The sequence below is a fragment of the Mannheimia cairinae genome (genome assembly GCF_028649535.1).
Lineage (GTDB): Bacteria > Pseudomonadota > Gammaproteobacteria > Enterobacterales > Pasteurellaceae > Mannheimia > Mannheimia cairinae.
On sequence record NZ_JAQSJE010000004.1, the window covers coordinates 38,722 to 55,806 of the forward strand.

Annotated in this window: 10 protein-coding genes; 1 reads left to right on the forward strand and 9 read right to left on the reverse strand. The window is 35.5% G+C overall.

Features of this window, described 5'->3' with window-relative positions:
• Positions 1-113: 113 nt before the first annotated feature.
• The 9 genes from PTQ27_RS04865 to PTQ27_RS04905 all read right to left on the reverse strand — a co-directional run bounded on the left by PTQ27_RS04865 (position 114) and on the right by PTQ27_RS04905 (position 16,390).
• The gene (locus PTQ27_RS04865) at positions 114-6,278 is read right to left on the reverse strand and encodes a DEAD/DEAH box helicase (protein ID WP_273747667.1); all 6,165 of its coding nucleotides are present in this window, start codon (positions 6,276-6,278) and stop codon (positions 114-116) included.
• Positions 6,279-9,422 (reverse strand): STY4851/ECs_5259 family protein, encoded by a 3,144-nt coding sequence (locus tag PTQ27_RS04870; protein WP_273747668.1) that lies wholly within the window; start codon positions 9,420-9,422, stop codon positions 6,279-6,281.
• A 96-nt stretch (positions 9,423-9,518) separates the two neighbouring features.
• Positions 9,519-12,383: a valine--tRNA ligase gene (locus PTQ27_RS04875; protein WP_273747669.1), complete on the reverse strand. Its 2,865-nt coding sequence runs from the start codon at positions 12,381-12,383 to the stop codon at positions 9,519-9,521.
• 27 nt (positions 12,384-12,410) lie between these two features.
• Positions 12,411-13,562: a DUF4268 domain-containing protein gene (locus PTQ27_RS04880; protein WP_273747670.1), complete on the reverse strand. Its 1,152-nt coding sequence runs from the start codon at positions 13,560-13,562 to the stop codon at positions 12,411-12,413.
• 169 nt (positions 13,563-13,731) lie between these two features.
• Positions 13,732-14,319 (reverse strand): hypothetical protein, encoded by a 588-nt coding sequence (locus tag PTQ27_RS04885; protein WP_273747671.1) that lies wholly within the window; start codon positions 14,317-14,319, stop codon positions 13,732-13,734.
• A 131-nt stretch (positions 14,320-14,450) separates the two neighbouring features.
• A complete protein-coding gene (locus PTQ27_RS04890; protein ID WP_273747672.1) occupies positions 14,451-15,050 on the reverse strand; it encodes an ATPase in 600 nt (199 codons plus the stop codon).
• Positions 15,040-15,210: a hypothetical protein gene (locus PTQ27_RS04895; protein WP_273747673.1), complete on the reverse strand. Its 171-nt coding sequence runs from the start codon at positions 15,208-15,210 to the stop codon at positions 15,040-15,042. The genes PTQ27_RS04890 and PTQ27_RS04895 overlap by 11 nt, the downstream gene beginning before the upstream one ends.
• A gap of 308 nt (positions 15,211-15,518) precedes the next feature.
• Complete coding sequence (locus tag PTQ27_RS04900; protein WP_273747848.1) at positions 15,519-15,953, reverse strand: GNAT family N-acetyltransferase; 435 nt, start codon at positions 15,951-15,953, stop codon at positions 15,519-15,521.
• Positions 15,953-16,390 carry a DNA polymerase III subunit chi gene (locus PTQ27_RS04905; protein ID WP_273747674.1) on the reverse strand — a complete coding sequence of 146 codons (438 nt, stop codon included), beginning with the start codon at positions 16,388-16,390 and terminating at the stop codon, positions 15,953-15,955. The genes PTQ27_RS04900 and PTQ27_RS04905 overlap by 1 nt, the downstream gene beginning before the upstream one ends.
• Positions 16,391-16,616: 226 nt before the next feature.
• Between PTQ27_RS04905 and lysM the strand changes: the two genes are divergently transcribed.
• Positions 16,617-17,060, forward strand: coding sequence for a peptidoglycan-binding protein LysM (lysM, locus tag PTQ27_RS04910; RefSeq protein WP_273747675.1), 444 nt, complete (start codon positions 16,617-16,619; stop codon positions 17,058-17,060).
• Positions 17,061-17,085 lie beyond the last annotated feature (25 nt).

A 17,085-nucleotide genomic window follows, 5' to 3' on the forward strand; every position in this document is an offset into this window, starting at 1 on the left:
GTGTCCAGGTTTTGGGGTGCAGATCATGTCTATTCATTATAGTGCTTCAATTTCACTATATTGGGTTTGCAATTAATTTTCGTAACTTCAGCTTATAATTTAGTTATACTGTATTACTTTATAACTTTTATTGCTATTAATGTTTGATAGTTTGAATTTTGAATAATAGCAGATTCTCTAACAGTATTCAGGCGCTCTACTTGTTCTTTTATACTCCTATTAAAATCGAAATTAAATAATTTATTTACCTGTATATTCCAATATCCCATACCTTGATCAAAGAAAATTTGGATTTTTTTGCCTGATTTAAACGTTAGAGTTAAAGAGCGGCTGTGAGGTAAATTCCAATTATTAGATTGAATATCCATTTGTACATCTAAACCTACGCGTTCTGTGAGATATTGTTGGGTAACAGATTTATAATCTACTAATTTTTTCCAATCATGTTTCAATAAACGTGGAGTTAAAGAATTATCATTCTCTATGAATACAGATTGTACACTAATAGTTGGTTTCGATTTTGCTGAAAAACTCTTTAAAACTTCTGCTAGTAGTAAAATCATTATAGGGTTTCTCAAATAACGATCACGATAATATAGGTTTATAACTTCATCACTCTCCCACAATGTTTGTAACTTACTTTCTTGTTTTTCTATTAAAATTTTCAGACCTCTACCAAATTGATTAAGTGGCTTTTCACTTAATTCACTAGAAAGCTCTAATACAATTTGATTAGTAGAATTTAAATTTCTTTCAAATATTAATTCATCTCCAACAATTAAAGGTTCATCATAGGAATAAATAACAATATCTTTGGTATTTAGCCAATTTTCACCTAAGTGTTTAGCCTGATTATCTGTTGTAGCAAGCGTAATCCAACCTTTCTCTGTTCTTGCTTGATAAACAATACTGTTATTGACACTTGAAGAAATAAAGCTAATATCTAATTGTTTTAACTGGGCAAAGTAATCTTGAATTTCTGAATTATATTTCTCTTGAGGTAATACAAACTTAATATTTATATCTTCTGATAATAAGGGTAACAGTTGATGACGAATCTGCGAGAAAGACAACTGCCATTCATTGCTATTTTCAGATAGAACAAATCTTATTTCACTTATTTTTTGATTAACTAGATCTCGCAATTTTTCAGTTAAACTTAAAGTACTATATTTTCCATTCTGAATAAGATTTTGGTACTCTGGTGGCAAATACAAATGATTTGTCAACGTCCCTAACCATTGCAAAGCATTCTGGCGATTAAGTTTATCTACATCAAAACGTGAATCATTTTCTAATAAACAAGCAGAACAGTAAGCATCGCAATGATGATCACAGTTTAGTATATTGACCATTTTTTCTAATATAGAATCAATGTGATGAATGGCATTACTAGAAAAACCAGCTCCTCCCGATACAGTGTCAAAAAGCTGTAATGCAAAGCTGTGCTGATGCCCTGATAAAATAATAGGACGAATACTATATTGTATTTCGTTAATAGATATGCCCAGCTGCTCAGTTAAAGCTCTGCGTAATGTAACAGCAAGGGTAGTTGCGATTGCTCGATCTGCTTTGCTACTATTCAAATACCCATTTTCAGGACTACGCAAAATCAGTTCGAAAACATCAGTATAAGTAGAAACACCTAGATGTATATTAGGCAAGATACTACCTGTACAATGTGCCCGTCTCTCTCCATCTTTAATATTTACCGCTTTTGGCGAAAAATGCTGTGATTTAGGATCGGTAGGGTTAAGTTTTGCTGGAAATTCCTCATCTTTCGTCATCGACTCTGCTCGTCCACATCCCATACAAACTGCATAGCCTTTTCCACCAAAACCTGAGTTATGATAGAACACATGTCCCTGGCTATCAGCTCTCATAAATCCTAATTCAGGATACGGCAATGGTTTCATATCTCCTTTTGCAATAACCCAAGCATTTTGTATTGGTAAAAAATGATTTTCTGCTACATTATTCGAAATCGGCTGATAGAAATCAACTACAAAACCTGTTGGCTGAACAGTACGTTTCTGGTAATCCATAGGAATAGCACAATCACAATTTGAACATTGTAATTTGCCATATTTCTCCGCACCTGTTTCATAGCCTGATTCTCCACATTGAGGACAGCGCCAAGCTAAATCAAATTGCTGAGCTTCTTTGGCATTAGGTTCATAAATTTTTTGCCAATTTAATGTAATACCGACACTTCTATATACAATACCATCTAAGGCAATATCAACACCTGGTGCATATTCACGGATAGCAACTGGGAGTTCTCGTGTTGGTAATGATTTTACTTTCTTTGTTTTTCCCTCTTTTTGTTCTTTTACTTGATTTATATTGTCAGTAACCAATTCAACAATATTAGTTGGAAAACCGTAAGAAGGTAGAAATGTTTTTTGTGCTAATGTTGTTAGCAGATATGCATCACATAGCCGTTTTTTCTCCTGTGTTAAGCTATATTGGTAGTGTCCATTAGCCTTCCTTAATTCCTCAGTAATATATGTAAAATCAGACTGCCACCGTTTTGTTATATAGCCCATTTGTTGCTCTGCTTTGGCAAAAATTTGTTTTATAGAATAACTTTGCAAACAAGTTCCCCTCAAAATACGGAAAATCTTGTTTTGATATAGATCTTGATTTTTCTTATTTAATAGCCATACCTGGAATTTTTTAGCAAATGAGAGGCTATTTTCTGAGTCTATCTTTTCGAAAAACCATTCAGTTGTTAATCTTGTGCGTTCTTTAGTTATCCCTAATGTTAATAAAAATTTCCCGAGTAAAAATGCATTCAAATGACGTTGTACTAATTTTTGTGAACTGAATTCTACATAAGGTGCTGGGATGGGAGTTGAAAACGCCCATTTGGGATTTGCAAAAACAGCCTGATCGTGAGGATTATCTTTACATAACGTAAAGCTAATTGCTCTTGATTCTTTAGAGCGACCAGCACGACCAGCACGCTGTAAATAATTAGCAGGGTGTGGTGGTACATTGTTCATTATTACTGCCATAATACCGCCAATATCAACTCCCATTTCCATTGTCGTTGAGCAATTTAAGACATTTTTTCTGCCTTGCTTGAATTCGTCTTCATACTCTTCTAATCGTTTACTATTCTGCTGTGCTGAATGTTCAGCAACTGTATAATAAATCCCACCTTCAACAGCGCTATCATTTATATTTGTCCATAAATTTTGCTCTCTTAGTTTTTGGATATCTTTGTTCTCATAAATTTGTTGGCGAGTTAGCTCTAGAGCTTCAAGAAAATCATCACTATCTTTGAACTCCCACAGAGCAGGTAATTTTATCTCTTCGCATTTAAATTCTGCAAAGTCAGGAGTCTTGGATAGCTCCCTGAAAGCAGAAGGCAAATAAGGTGTAAATCCTTTGAATGTTGTATCCAACAATTTATTACTAATCGGACAAATATAAGCCTTATGCATTAATGCTAGGCTAACATTATGTTCATTATCTTGAGGCTGATGTCCAAAATCTAAACGATATTTTTTATCTGATTCAGTCAAGATTTGTAGCTGGACTAATTCTGTCCAAGCAGCTTTTAGCCACTCATTGAGGATATCGGTATCTTTCTTATTCTTTGGATTTAGATTTGTACCAGCAGAAAGTAAGCTAATTAAACGCTGTTGATTAGTCTTTCCTTCCTTAACTTGTATCCAATGACGAATGCCTTTTTGTTCATCATCTTGAGATGTAGGGCTAATAAGCCGTTGCTCATACATTGGAATTCCAATCCAACGTTTCAATCCTTGCTCAATTTCAACAAAAATACGTTCCCTAACATAGAAATCTAGGGAAGTTTTTAAAAAATCTTGCCAATCTTTTAAAGTGAGTCCATATCGCTCCCAATAGTTTGGAGTATATTTGATTTTTTCTAATGCTGGATAAACTAACTTAACTAATCCTTGTGTTTCTAAGTTATTACGATTTTTAGGGCGACGAGAAAATTCTCTTAACAGTAGTAACCTTGCAAGTTTTATTGAGCCATCGGTTTTATCAAAGACAGTTGGAGCTAATCGATGATTTTCTTCCAGCATTACTAAGCCAATATCTTTAGCAATTTCAGCTTCCATTTCTTTCCATGGTTTTGCAAGCGGTTGTATTTCGCCCTCATTCTGCAAATAATCTTCAACTTCTTTTTTTTCATCTTTATTCCAATGGAAAATGGTTTCAGCTAATAAATTGAACTGTTTTCTTAATGTAATCTTATCGATCCCTTGTATTTGTGATTTTAATTTTGGAGATAAATTTGTTTTTAATTCAATGGAATTTTTTAGTTTTTTGACTACAAGCCCACGAAGGCGAGAACGTTCAGCATCTTGTTGCATTTTTATAGTTAGTTTCGCAGTTCCTTGTCTGCTATCAGTAAAGGTTATAAGACGTTTTCCTCTACTTGGTTTGCTGAGTTTATCTTTTTCAATCTCAGAGCAGTACTCTAATAAAGTTGGTACCAAATTCATTGCATATAGAGGGATACCAAGTAAACTACGACGCATAGCTTTGCCATAAGCTCCTTTCCCTGAATGGTTACAAACGGAGCAAATGAGGCTGTCATGATTAAGTTGATGGTAGTGTATACTTCCGCCTTTCAGGTCTTGAGATTTTCCTTCCCGATCAAATTGACGAGGAATGTAGTAAGTAGGATTAGGATTTAAGCTAAGTAATATTTCTTCCTGTGGGAGTAGTTCTAGTTGTTCTGGTACTTCTAAATTTTCAGCATCATTTTCATCTAATAAGGCAAATTCATCTTCTACTTTTCCTGTCCATTGTTTTAGTTGATCATCTTGTAAGGTCGCTAATAAATGTGGTGTATTACATTCCTCGCAAAATACCAATTCAAGTACCGCAGCACCACAATCACATTTAGCTCTTTGTTGAGTAAATACTTTTCCCAAAGACCAAGATGATTTTAGTAATGTGTCTTGCTTAGAACAGCAGTTAGGATCAATACAACACCATAGTCCAGACAGAGTTCGCTGAAAATAGTGTGAGCGTAATTTTAAGAATGCTTCTCCATTTTCTTCCTCTTTTGTTCCAGTGCAAAGATCAAGCCATCGGTAGAGTTCCTGCTCTGAAAGTTCAGTAAATTCAGATAGTGCCTCTTTTACTGAGCGAACTCGTTTCGCAAAAAAATGGCGAATTTTTACCGCTAGTGGGCAACTGAGTAGGGCACTAAATCGTTCTTTAGAAACATCTTGTTCGCTTTCTATTTGCTCAATCTCTTCTAATATCAAAGATTTTGGTGGGAGGATAGATAGTTCAGGAATTTGGCGAGATCCACCAATGACAGAAATTTGACTTTCTGAGATATTTGCTAGATGGGATAAATAACGTTTAAGCTGATTCTCTGCATCTGAGCCTGCAATAGTAGCAGAGGTAGCAACAAAGCGAATATTCTCAGCTTCTACATCAAATGCATTCATTACTCGGCGTAATTGTAAGGCTAGCTCAGCTGCTTGAGAACCTATATAAGTATGAGCTTCATCAAGTATAATCCAGCGTAATTTACCTTTTGATTTATTGAGTATAGGAGCGTCGACTTGACGAATGAGCATGTGTTCTAACATTGTACCGTTAGTGACCAAAATTGGAGGAGGAGTTTCTCGTAGAAGCTCTCGAGATAAAATTGTTTGGGGAAAACGTTTTTGCTCATCTTTTACATTATCTGAAAATTCTTCTGTATTTCCATTATAAAGACAGAAACGGATTTTATTTCCAAAATGCTCTGTCCAAGCTTGTAAACGCTCACGTTGAGAGCTTATCAGTGCGTTAAGTGGATATAAAAATAATGCTCTCACCCCAACTAACGGTTGATTATCTTGGGACATCTCTCGATATAAATCTTCCAACACTGGTACCATAAAACATTCGGTTTTACCTGAACCTGTACCGCTTGTAATAATACGAGATTGAGGTTTATCGGATAAGAGATCTTTCCAAGCTTTGTATTGATGTTTGAAAGGAGCCCAAGATTTCTTGAAAGCATACCGTTCATTACTTTGGGCATCTAAGGCATTAACAACGGCTTCTGACAGCAGATTTTCTTTTACTAAGTGTGCCATAGTTTGAGAATGCATTTCCCAAGCAAACATAGGCTCGAAGACTGGCTCTGTTACAAGAGGTTCATTGTCACTTAATTGCTTGCTCAAGTAGTTTCTCAGAGGTGGGTAACTAATACCTAAAATACTAAGGGTGGCTTCTTTCGCTTTGTTGTTAGCTTGATTTCTTAATGCAGCAAAATAGGGCTTCATTTACTTATCCTTATTTTCAAATAGTTGTATTGCATATAAATAGACGGAATTAAACCATTCTGAATCAAATTCCATTAACATTTTAAATGTATAAAAATCTTTGTCTTCTAGCGGGCGTAAACTATCAATAGATGATATTCCACAAGTAACTTCTGCAGCAAAAAATGGAAATAAAATCACAGCTTGTTGATAACCGTGTTCAATAGTAAAAGGTAAGGTTATCCGTTTTTCATTAGCCCAATTATATAATTCATACCCAAACTCATGAATCCAATATCGGTCAAGGTTTTTATTCTTCAAATCTTGATGCCAAGTAGGAAGAATATATCTAGCCATTTCCTCAGTAAACTTATTATCAGTATTTTTTAGGCTAGACACAAAATGATAAATTTGCTCTGTCTTATGATTAATAATAGGGGAAATAAGCTCTTTTGGTACTATTTGATTAAGTAGTTCTAATTTATTTTTCCAAAGATACTTTGGAACTAGAACCCAAATAACATTAAATTCATTCTGAAAATGCTCCATTACTTTTTCTATGTCAGAGGACCTCACAATAAATGTCGTTAATGCTTCACTATTTCTTACTAGTTCTTTCCAGATTAAAAATGTAGATAGAGGTAAATAGCTGAAATTTTGATAAAGCTTATTTAAGTAATCCCATCCAGAATGATTTAAATCATTTGCCATTTTGTTTAATACTAACTGAATACTTTCAGAGTAGCTCTCTGGTGGTAATGCAATTGCTTGTTGTAATTCACCTTTTATTTCTGATTGCATGGTTGATGGTATAAGTCTCGCTCTGCTTTGTAGAGATGAATCGGCACTAGGAATAACTAATCCTGCAGGAAAACGATTATTTGGTAACAAGAAATCGCCAGATTCATTTTTCTCCAGTTTAATACATTCAAGATCAGTTAAAGAAATATATTCTAAATGAATGTCATTATGATACTCTCCGACACTAATATAATTACCTATAATATTGATTTCTGTTTTATATAGTGTGATATTTATTTGTCTAATGATACGACCATTTTGGCTAATAGTAACTTTAACTTGCTCGTCTAAATTCTTGGAGATAGAGAATAAAGAATAAATCTCAGGCTTAAATTCATTTAAACTCATTTCTAATGGAGTATCTTGAACGAGATATTTAAAGTTATAATTATTCTTTTGAGAATTTTCAAAATCAATAGAATAAATTGTATCTGAATTGATATCTGGATAAAAAAGAATTTGGCTACCTAGAAGTTCTTGAGTAGATAGAGATTGAAATAACGAAATCTCTTGTCCAGTGTTACTTAAAATTTGTACTCCAGTTGAAGGAAAAGGTAAAGTAATTTCAACTTTTGACAGTAAATTGAATGCAAGTCCAATAGTAAACTTTGATTTAAATATACCAGTATTTTTTATTAATAACTGTTTGCTATAAGTATCACTGATAGGGCTAACCTTGCTTTCCAATTCAGGGGTGTAAGGTTTATAAATAATAAAGTTTCTATTAGAATTAAAGGTTATACTACCTTCTTTAGCATTATTTGACTTATTTAATATAATCTTAAAATCTTCAGGTAAAATAGCGACTTTTTGTTTGAAAATTAAGTTTCCTTCTTTATCTAAGATCCTGGCAGATTGTTCTCCATAAGTTAAATTTCCATTATCCTCTTGTTCTATGGACAGTCTGAACTCATCATCAGACTGACTGATTTTAGGAATCCCTAAATAAATAGGTCTACCGTTTGGAGTAAAATAAGGTAACACTTTCCCGACTAATTTTAACTTTTTCTTTAGTTTTTCGTTTTGAGTAGAAATATAGAATTTCTCATTATTATAGATGATGTTTATCTTACCCGATAATAGATAATGTACATAGCCATTAAATATACCATTTTCAACTAGTTCTGAATATTTATCTTGTAACTGGAAATTTATATTTTGTTTAGTTATTACATATAGAATATCAGACTTTTTCTGTATACTGCCAGAACCAATGATCTTATGTGGATAATCACTTTGTAAGATCAGTGGCATTTCTTCAATATTTATCTCACTTTCTGGAATTATTTCTTTATAAACAATAGCACCTTGCTGTTCTAATACTATAAATAGTGGTAATTTAATCTCTTTTCTATGGGTTTGGATATGCGATTGGCGTAACATTACTACATATTCTGTATTGGTTTTCTCTGAAACAACATAAGCAGAACCAATATGGGCTAAACGGTTAGTCCCCTCATATAAACTGAGTTGGCAGCGGCTCTCATTTAGACGGGATTGAGAATTGATTGAAATCTGTTTAGTAAAGCTTATCTCTACTTGAATTTGTAATCTTTCTACATCAACTAGAAATTGTTTTAATATATAGGATTCATTATTTTTAATATATTTTTTACGAACTGTAGCTGAACTGTCAATTAGATTTGCTAGAAATTTGTCTGCTGTATCATTCTTTAAAGGAATAGGGAAATCCATTTTCCAGTCTGGATAGATTGTGTCTAGGTGTTTAGCAGGATATTCATATTCTGATAGAGAATATTTCTCTACAAGTGAAGCAATCTGTGTCGCCATATTTGTAATTAAGGATAATGTTGTTTCTCCTTTTAGAGCTTCAGGAAAATAAGTAAGATAAGGTATTAATAACAATGGTTCTAAGAGAATTTGGGGATTTTGTGTAGAGAATTCTAATATTTTTCTAAATAATTCTTGGAATTTACTATCTTCAGAAATAAGTAAAGAATAAGGTAAACCACCTTCACGATAGACAGAACCTAAATAGCTGTGGCGTTCTTGTTGATTATAACGAACAATGCTCCTTTTCCAGTATTTGAAACCAACCTGAATAACGCTTGTTCTTGCAGTACTATCTAGTTGGATGCCAAGAGATTGCATAATACCATTCCAGCTCCATCCCTCTTGGTATTCTCTACGATACCATTCTGCAGAGTATAAGCAAAATAGAGCAGATGAAATGGTGCTAGAAGAGCTTATTTGATATTGATGGTTATGTAATAACCGCTTTAATTGTTCAAATTCATTGTCAGTCATTCTATAAGTATAAAGAGGTTTACCATTTGCTTGATTTAATCCTCTTGTAGCGAGAAATTTTTTAAGCCAAGATGACATATTATCATTTAGTAACATATAAATACCTCTTTAAATATTTATTGAATAACGTTCAACCAACAAGCAGTCAAATTATTACAAAATAATGTAAAAATTTGACCGCTTGTCTATTCATTATAGTGCTTCAATTTCACTATATTGGGTTTGTAATTTAGCTAAACCATTGAGGTACTCTTGCATTTTATCACGCTCTTTGGCAATCACTTGCTCTGGGGCTTTCGCTACAAATGCCTCATTGCTTAGCTTACCTTCAATGCGTGCCACTTCGCCTTTGAGTTTTTCCATCTCTTTGGCGAGTCGTGCTAGTTCTGCCTCTTTATTGATAAAGCCTGCCATTGGAATTAAGATCTCACCATTTGCGACTAATTTCGCCACAGATAACGGTGCATTTTCGCCGTTTTCCAGCACGTTTACGCTATCCAGTTTTGCCATTGATTTCAACAATACTTCGTTAGCATTTAAAATGGTGACTTCATCAGCCGAGAAATTACGAGCAATCAAATCTAACCCTTTGCTTGGTGCAATGTTGCTTTCAGCACGAATGTTACGCACTGCCACAATTACTTCTTTGATAAAGTTGATTTGGTTTTCTGCCTCTTCATCAACTGCAAGCGGTTCAAATTTCGGGAATTTTTGCAACATAATGGTATCGGCATCAATGTTTGCAAAACCTTTCACTTTTTGCCAGATTTCTTCAGTAATAAACGGCATAATCGGGTGGATTAAGCGTAATAATTTCTCTAACACATTGATGAGCGTACGGCTTGCCCCACGGCGTTGAGCGTCTGTCCCTTTGAAGAAAATCGGTTTGGTCAGCTCTAAGTACCAGTCGCAGAATTGATCCCAAGTGAACTCATAAATGGTGTTTGCCACTAGGTCAAAACGGTATTGAACAAGAGCGGTGCGGAAGGTTTCTACCGTGCGGTTGAATTGGCTTTCAATCCAACGATCTGCCAGTGAAAATTCAATTTCGCCTTCGCTTAAATCCAATTTGTCGTTAGTCAGCACATAACGGCTCGCATTCCACAATTTATTGCAGAAGTTGCGATAGCCTTCTAAGCGTTTCATATCCCAGTTAATATCACGCCCGTTGCTGGCTAATGCGGTAAGGGTGAAACGCAGTGCGTCCGTCCCGTGTGCAACAATGCCGTCAGCAAACTCTTTTTTGGTCGCTTTGGCAATTTTTTCCGCCAGTTGCGGCTGCATCATATTACCGGTGCGTTTTTCTAATAGATCTTCAAGAGAAATACCGTCGATCATATCGATTGGGTCAAGCACATTCCCTTTCGATTTAGACATTTTCTGTCCTTGCTCATCACGGATTAAGCCGGTGACATACACAGTTTTGAACGGCACTTGCGGTTTGCCGTTTTCATCTTTGATGAAGTGCATCGTAAACATAATCATACGAGCCACCCAGAAGAAGATAATGTCGAAACCGGTAATCAACACATCGGTTGGGTGGAACATTTTCAGCTCTTTGGTCTGTTCTGGCCAGCCTAAGGTTGAGAATGTCCATAAGCCAGATGAGAACCAAGTATCCAGCACATCTTCGTCTTGTTTTAGGGCAAGATCGGCAGGCAGGTTGTGTTTTTGACGCACTTCTTCTTCATTGCGTGCTACATACACATTGCCTTGCTCATCATACCAAGCCGGAATGCGGTGTCCCCACCAAAGTTGGCGAGAAATACACCAGTCTTGAATATCACGCATCCAAGAGAAATACAGGTTTTCGTACTGTTTCGGCACGAATTGGATTTCGCCGTCTTCCACCGCTTTGGTCGCCACTTCCGCCAACGGTTTTACGGAAACATACCATTGATCGGTCAGCATCGGCTCAATCGGCACACCGCCACGGTCGCCGTAAGGCACTTTCAGATCATGCGGTTTGATCTCTTCCAATAAGTCTAAGGCTTCAAAATCTGCCACCACTTTTTTGCGTGCGGCAAAACGCTCTAAGCCTTGATAGTCGGCAGGGATTTTCGCTTCATAAGCCGTTAATGGCTTACCGTCTGAACCGACAATCTCCGCTTCATCACGAATATCGGCATTGAGGGTCATCACATTGACCATCGGTAAACTATGGCGTTTACCCACTTCGTAGTCGTTAAAGTCGTGAGCTGGGGTAATTTTCACTACACCCGTGCCAAATTCACGATCAACATAGTCATCGGTAATAATCGGAATTTCACGGTTTGCCAATGGCAATACGACGCTTTTACCGATCAGCGATTGATAACGCTCATCTTCCGGGTGAACCGCAACCGCCGTATCGCCCAACATCGTTTCCGGACGGGTGGTCGCCACCACTAAATAATCTTTGCCTTCTGCCGTTTTTGCACCGTTAGCAAGCGGATAGCGGAAATGCCAAAGCGAGCCTTTGCTCTCTTTATTTTCCACTTCTAAATCAGAAATTGCAGTGTGCAGTTTCGGATCCCAGTTTACTAAGCGTTTGCCACGGTAAATCAAGCCTTCTTCGTGTAAGCGAACAAACACTTCTTTCACCGCATTGGACAAGCCTTCGTCCATCGTGAAACGCTCACGATCCCAGTCGATGGAGTTACCCAAACGACGCATTTGCTGGCTGATTGTACCACCCGAATAGGCTTTCCAATCCCAGATTTTGTTGATAAAGGCTTCACGCCCGTAATCGTGGCGGGTTTTGCCTTCTTCCGCTGCGATTTTACGCTCCACCACCATTTGGGTCGCAATCCCTGCGTGGTCAGTCCCAGCCTGCCACAAGGTATTATTGCCTTCCATACGGTTAAAACGGATCAGCGTATCCATTAAGGTTTGCTGGAATGCATGCCCCATATGCAGACTACCCGTTACATTCGGCGGCGGAATAGCGATACAGTAGCTCGGTGCGTTAATATCTTCGCTCGGTTTAAAATAGCCTTGCGATTCCCAGTGTTGGTAGAGCGCTTGCTCTACGGCGGAAGGGTTAAAACGGTCTTCCATTGTGAATTGTTTTGTCATTGGGTTTCTCTACGTGCTTATAATGTATTACTGATTATTAAAATTCTCTTTTAGATGATTCAAATATTCTTTAAATGTTGATTCAAATATTCTCATTGTTTTAATTTGCCATTTAATAGCTTCATCCCAACTATGTTTATCATATAGCTCAAAGATTTCATTATTAGTGATAGATATTCTACTAGCTTTTCGATCATCTAAACGCTCCCAAGATAATTCCAACTTTAATTCGTTTTCGATATTCTCTTGCTCTTTAATTAGCGAATCAAAAAATCTTTTATTTTCTTCTTGCTCTTTTCTATTAATATAAAGTTCAACTCTGGCTGATGAAATGCCAATAACAAAAATATATTGAACTGATGATATGCCAGAACCTGCAGAAATCCAATTATCTTTAGATGTTGTTCTATTTTGAAATAAACTTAGGTTTTCTTTTTTACAATTCTCTAACAATTTATCCCAATATTCGACATAAATTTCTTTTCTTTTACTTTTATTAGATGATATTGCAGTTTCTTGTATTTCTTTTTGAGAAAGTTTTATCATATAGTTTTCTGTTTCAGGAATAGGAATGATTTTATCAACATCTATAATTATCTGGTTATCATCTAATTGATAAGGAATAAATCTAATACATTGTACATCAATACTCTTCGCTCTTAGCCATAATACAGTACTTGTAACTTCTGGTCGAAATTCTTTCGCAATAAGAATAATACGTTGGTTAAATCCTGAGTTTAGTGATATATTCTCAAATTCTTCTTCATCAAAAAATTCACAAAGCTCTGTACTAGCACTTTTATTTTGATTAGGGTACTTTTTATCTAAATAATCTTGGTAAATTTGGATTATTTGGTCTTTATTAAAACTTGAGCAATAAGAGACATATTTTAGTGCTTGCCAAGTTACATCTTTGCCACTATCGTCTAATTTATTTTCAATTAAAATCAAATTGCCATTTTTATCAATAGCAAGTAAGTCTAATCTTTCTTTTGTTTTATCAAAATCACTAAACTCTTTTTGTATAATTAATATTTTTTCCCCTAAAGCATTACATAAAATTTGGGGATTATTATCTACCCATTCTTGAAGATCATAACGTTCTTTTAGTAATTGTTCTGAAAAAGTTGTTTTATTAATTTCTTTTAATTTTTTACTTGATTTATCTAGAATATACATACTTATGTCCTGATGATTTGAGAATTATTATTTTAAATGTGTAAATATGCGGAAATTCACTGCTTTTTACCCATGCATGGTAAACCATACGTAGTTATGATCTGAGCCACTTTGTGGCTCTTTGATTTTTTCTACTCTTACTAACCACAAGATGTTTGTTTTCATCATTCTAACAGCCTGTTGTTGTACTTCCAGCACAAGCAGCCCCCCAAATAATCATCATTGGCACAATAGCAACCGCAGCAACAGGGAGCATTAAAATACTTTTAATATCTTCACCAATATTTAACTTGCTTTCATAGTAGCTTACATCAGCAAAAAATGAACCATTCACTGGATTTTTAGCAAGAATTTCATCTCGATTTTGTAGTTTTACTCGTTGTCCTGAGGTGCTAAAATTTACACTATTATCACTTCCAATCCCGTATGTTTTACGAATGGCTTGTTTATCTTCGTCAGGTAATACCTTTAACATTCCTGTATAGTGAATATTCACATTAGAAGCATCTGTAATGGCAATTAATACATCTGCTTTTTGGATATATTTAGCATAATTTGATTTCATAAAACTATCAAATTCACTAACACTTTTCCCTGAAAACAGATAATCATTTTTCTCACCGATAACATAGAGCTGATTATTAGAAATCAAAAACGCTAACATTCTTTCAGGCTCTCGAGAAATTCTCTCAGCTTTTGTCGTACAAGCTGCTAATGTTAGACACAATGTAGCAAGTAAGATAAAGATTTTCTTCATAGATTAGATCCCTAATTTCATTCCCGATGGCACTCGTCTCTGACGAGTACCTTAGATTTTTTAAGTACTAGTCAAAGATAGAGTTATCTTTTTACAAGCGGTCTAGTTTTAATGATTTTTTGCAAAATTTTCTAAAAATCCAACCGCTTGTAACCTAACACTAAAAGTTCATTCCGTAAATTTTCACACCACTCTACCAATTTTTCTTCAATCTGCGTAATTTTTCCATTTTCGATATGAAAAACGACTTCGGGTATTTCTGCAGAGTTGTCGTAAATTAATGCTTCATCGCAAAATGAAAGTGCGGTAATTAAATTTTTTCGGCTAATTTCAAACCGTTGGCGGATTGTTTGTTCATCAATAAAATGCCCGCCGGCTTGTACTCGGGCTTGTACACGCTTTACATTTATATCCGGATCATTTACTCCGATGTAATTCAGTCGAACAGTAAATCCTTGCTCTTTTGCCTGTTTCATTCGATTTAAAACAGATTTACCCGAAAGGGTAGATTCCATCGAAAAAGAAATTTGATTTTTCAATGCAAACTTAGATAGCTCAACGGCTTTTCTCCCTGCTTCAATATCAGCAAGGCGTGGATTTTTCGGATTGATTTCCATTGCAATATGATCGGAATCAATCACAATTTGTACGGTATCTTTATTAAAACCACGCAAGGTTGTTTTGCCCGCACCGTTCGTACCACAGTAGAAAATCGCCAGATTATTTTGCATATTTAATTACTTTCTCTGTACCATCAGGATAATGTTCTACAATATTCCCATTCGGTCGCATAAATGTCAGTACTTCACGCTTTTTCTTGTCTTCCATCCACGCTTTAAACTGAATCTGTAATTGGCGTTGATGTTCTTTAATTTGTTCGATTTTGGTCATTTTATTTCCCCTTTAAGTATGAGATACATTTTCGGGTATTATTTCTCCACGCACGGCAAGCCGTACGTGGTTACTATCAGCTTTTGGCTAAGTGAGCCACTTTGTGGCTTTCAAATCTCCCCTAACCCCTCTTTACTAAAGAGGGGGACTGTTTTTTGGGAATAATTAAAAATCTACGCAATTATAAATTTTTATTTTTCGACAAAATGAATATTTCTTGCTGATCTATTCCCCTCTTTAGTAAAGATGGGTTAGGGGAGATTTGTCAATTAAATTTGTAAATCCCCTCTAATTCAGCTAATTTATGATTACCCATCTTTTAGCACCATATCCAAATGCTCAATCCCATCTTCCAAATAAACGCCGGATACCGCTTGAAAACCAAAACCTTCGTAGAATCCTTGTAGATAACGTTGGGCTTGAGCGTGTATTGGCTGGTTAGGAAAATGTGCTACACAATAATCCATTGCTTTTTGGACTAATTCTCTTGCCAATCCAAAGCCTCGGGCATTTTTTGCGACGCATACTCTACCGAGATGAATGCCGTCTTCTTCCGGAATTAAACGGCAGTAAGCGGTTAAATTCTTGGTATTTTTTGCAAATAAATGCACCGCTTGTAAATCTTTATTATCGACTTCTTGATAAGGGCAGTTTTGTTCTACCACAAAAACAGCAGTACGTAATTTGTAGATTTCAAATAGCTCAAGCGTAGATAATTCGGTAAAGGTTTTTAATTGCCACATCATAGTTGTACTGTTTCCAACTGCCAACCTAATTGGCGATACTGTTTGTATCGTTCTCTCGCTTGTGCTTTAGCGGTTTCATCAACAGGTACAAAATCAATGATTTGATTAAAACTATTGATAAATTCAGGTATTTCTGTTTGCAGATTAATCAATAAATCACGACGTTGGGCATTGCGTTTGCCTTTCCAAGATATTTCAATAGGTGTTGGGTAAGTAGTCACTTCACCTGATAAATTGTGTGGTACAAAAGAATCAGGATCCCTTGCCCAAAGTGCTTCATCAATATTTAGAGCTTGTTGTTCCGTTTCACAGCTTATAAGCACTCGCTTACCTAATCGCCAGGCAGAGGCCGCAAGCTCACAAGCTTGAGCTTCTGATGCTGAGATATTATCTAAATCAAGCTGACTTAATAGATAAAATTGCACTTGTTTCACAGAATTGTCCTAGATAATGGCTAATACATTTAAACAGTAGATTTTAGCCGAAAATAAAGGAAATATAAAATCTAAGCTGCTTTTTTTACAAAAATAAATAATATATAAAGTTTTTCATCATTGAACTAATAAAATTTAGTTAGCTCTAATACAAGAACGCACTATTTCTATCAGTAGAAATTGTGTAGAATAAAATTCCCATTTGATTATTTATAAGGAACTTACTATGGGTTTATTTGATTTTGTTGGCGACATTGGTCGTAAATTATTTAATAAAGAAGAAGATGCATCAAAAGCGGTTACTGAGCATTTAAGTGAAGATAATCCAGGTGTGGAAAATGTAAATGTAACGGTTGAGAATGGTGTTGCAAAAATTTCAGGTATTGCTTCAACAGCTGCTGCAGTTGAGAAAGCTGTATTAATGGCTGGTAATGTAGCAGGTATTACAGAAGTAAATATTGATGCGTTGCAACGTCCTGATAGTGAGCCATTAGCAAGTGATGATGAGCTTTATGTAATCCAAAAAGGCGATACTTTGTGGGATATTGCAACCAAAGCATATGGCAATGGTGCTAAATATAAAGCGATTGTTGAAGCGAATAAAGAAGTGATTAAAGACGAGAATAAGATTTTTCCTGGTCAAAAAATCCGGATTCCAAAAGGTTTATAATCAATTTAAAAACGCTAAATTTTTG

Excerpts from the sequence above, each read along its gene's own strand:
- PTQ27_RS04865 (WP_273747667.1), bottom strand. The coding sequence starts at position 6,278 with ATGAAGCCCTATTTTGCTGCATTAAGAAATCAAGCTAACAACAAAGCG.
- PTQ27_RS04870 (WP_273747668.1), bottom strand. The coding sequence starts at position 9,422 with ATGTTACTAAATGATAATATGTCATCTTGGCTTAAAAAATTTCTCGCT.
- PTQ27_RS04875 (WP_273747669.1), bottom strand. The coding sequence starts at position 12,383 with ATGACAAAACAATTCACAATGGAAGACCGTTTTAACCCTTCCGCCGTA.
- PTQ27_RS04880 (WP_273747670.1), bottom strand. The coding sequence starts at position 13,562 with ATGTATATTCTAGATAAATCAAGTAAAAAATTAAAAGAAATTAATAAA.
- PTQ27_RS04885 (WP_273747671.1), bottom strand. The coding sequence starts at position 14,319 with ATGAAGAAAATCTTTATCTTACTTGCTACATTGTGTCTAACATTAGCA.
- PTQ27_RS04890 (WP_273747672.1), bottom strand. The coding sequence starts at position 15,050 with ATGCAAAATAATCTGGCGATTTTCTACTGTGGTACGAACGGTGCGGGC.
- PTQ27_RS04895 (WP_273747673.1), bottom strand. The coding sequence starts at position 15,210 with ATGACCAAAATCGAACAAATTAAAGAACATCAACGCCAATTACAGATT.
- PTQ27_RS04900 (WP_273747848.1), bottom strand. The coding sequence starts at position 15,953 with ATGTGGCAATTAAAAACCTTTACCGAATTATCTACGCTTGAGCTATTT.
- lysM (WP_273747675.1), top strand. The coding sequence starts at position 16,617 with ATGGGTTTATTTGATTTTGTTGGCGACATTGGTCGTAAATTATTTAAT.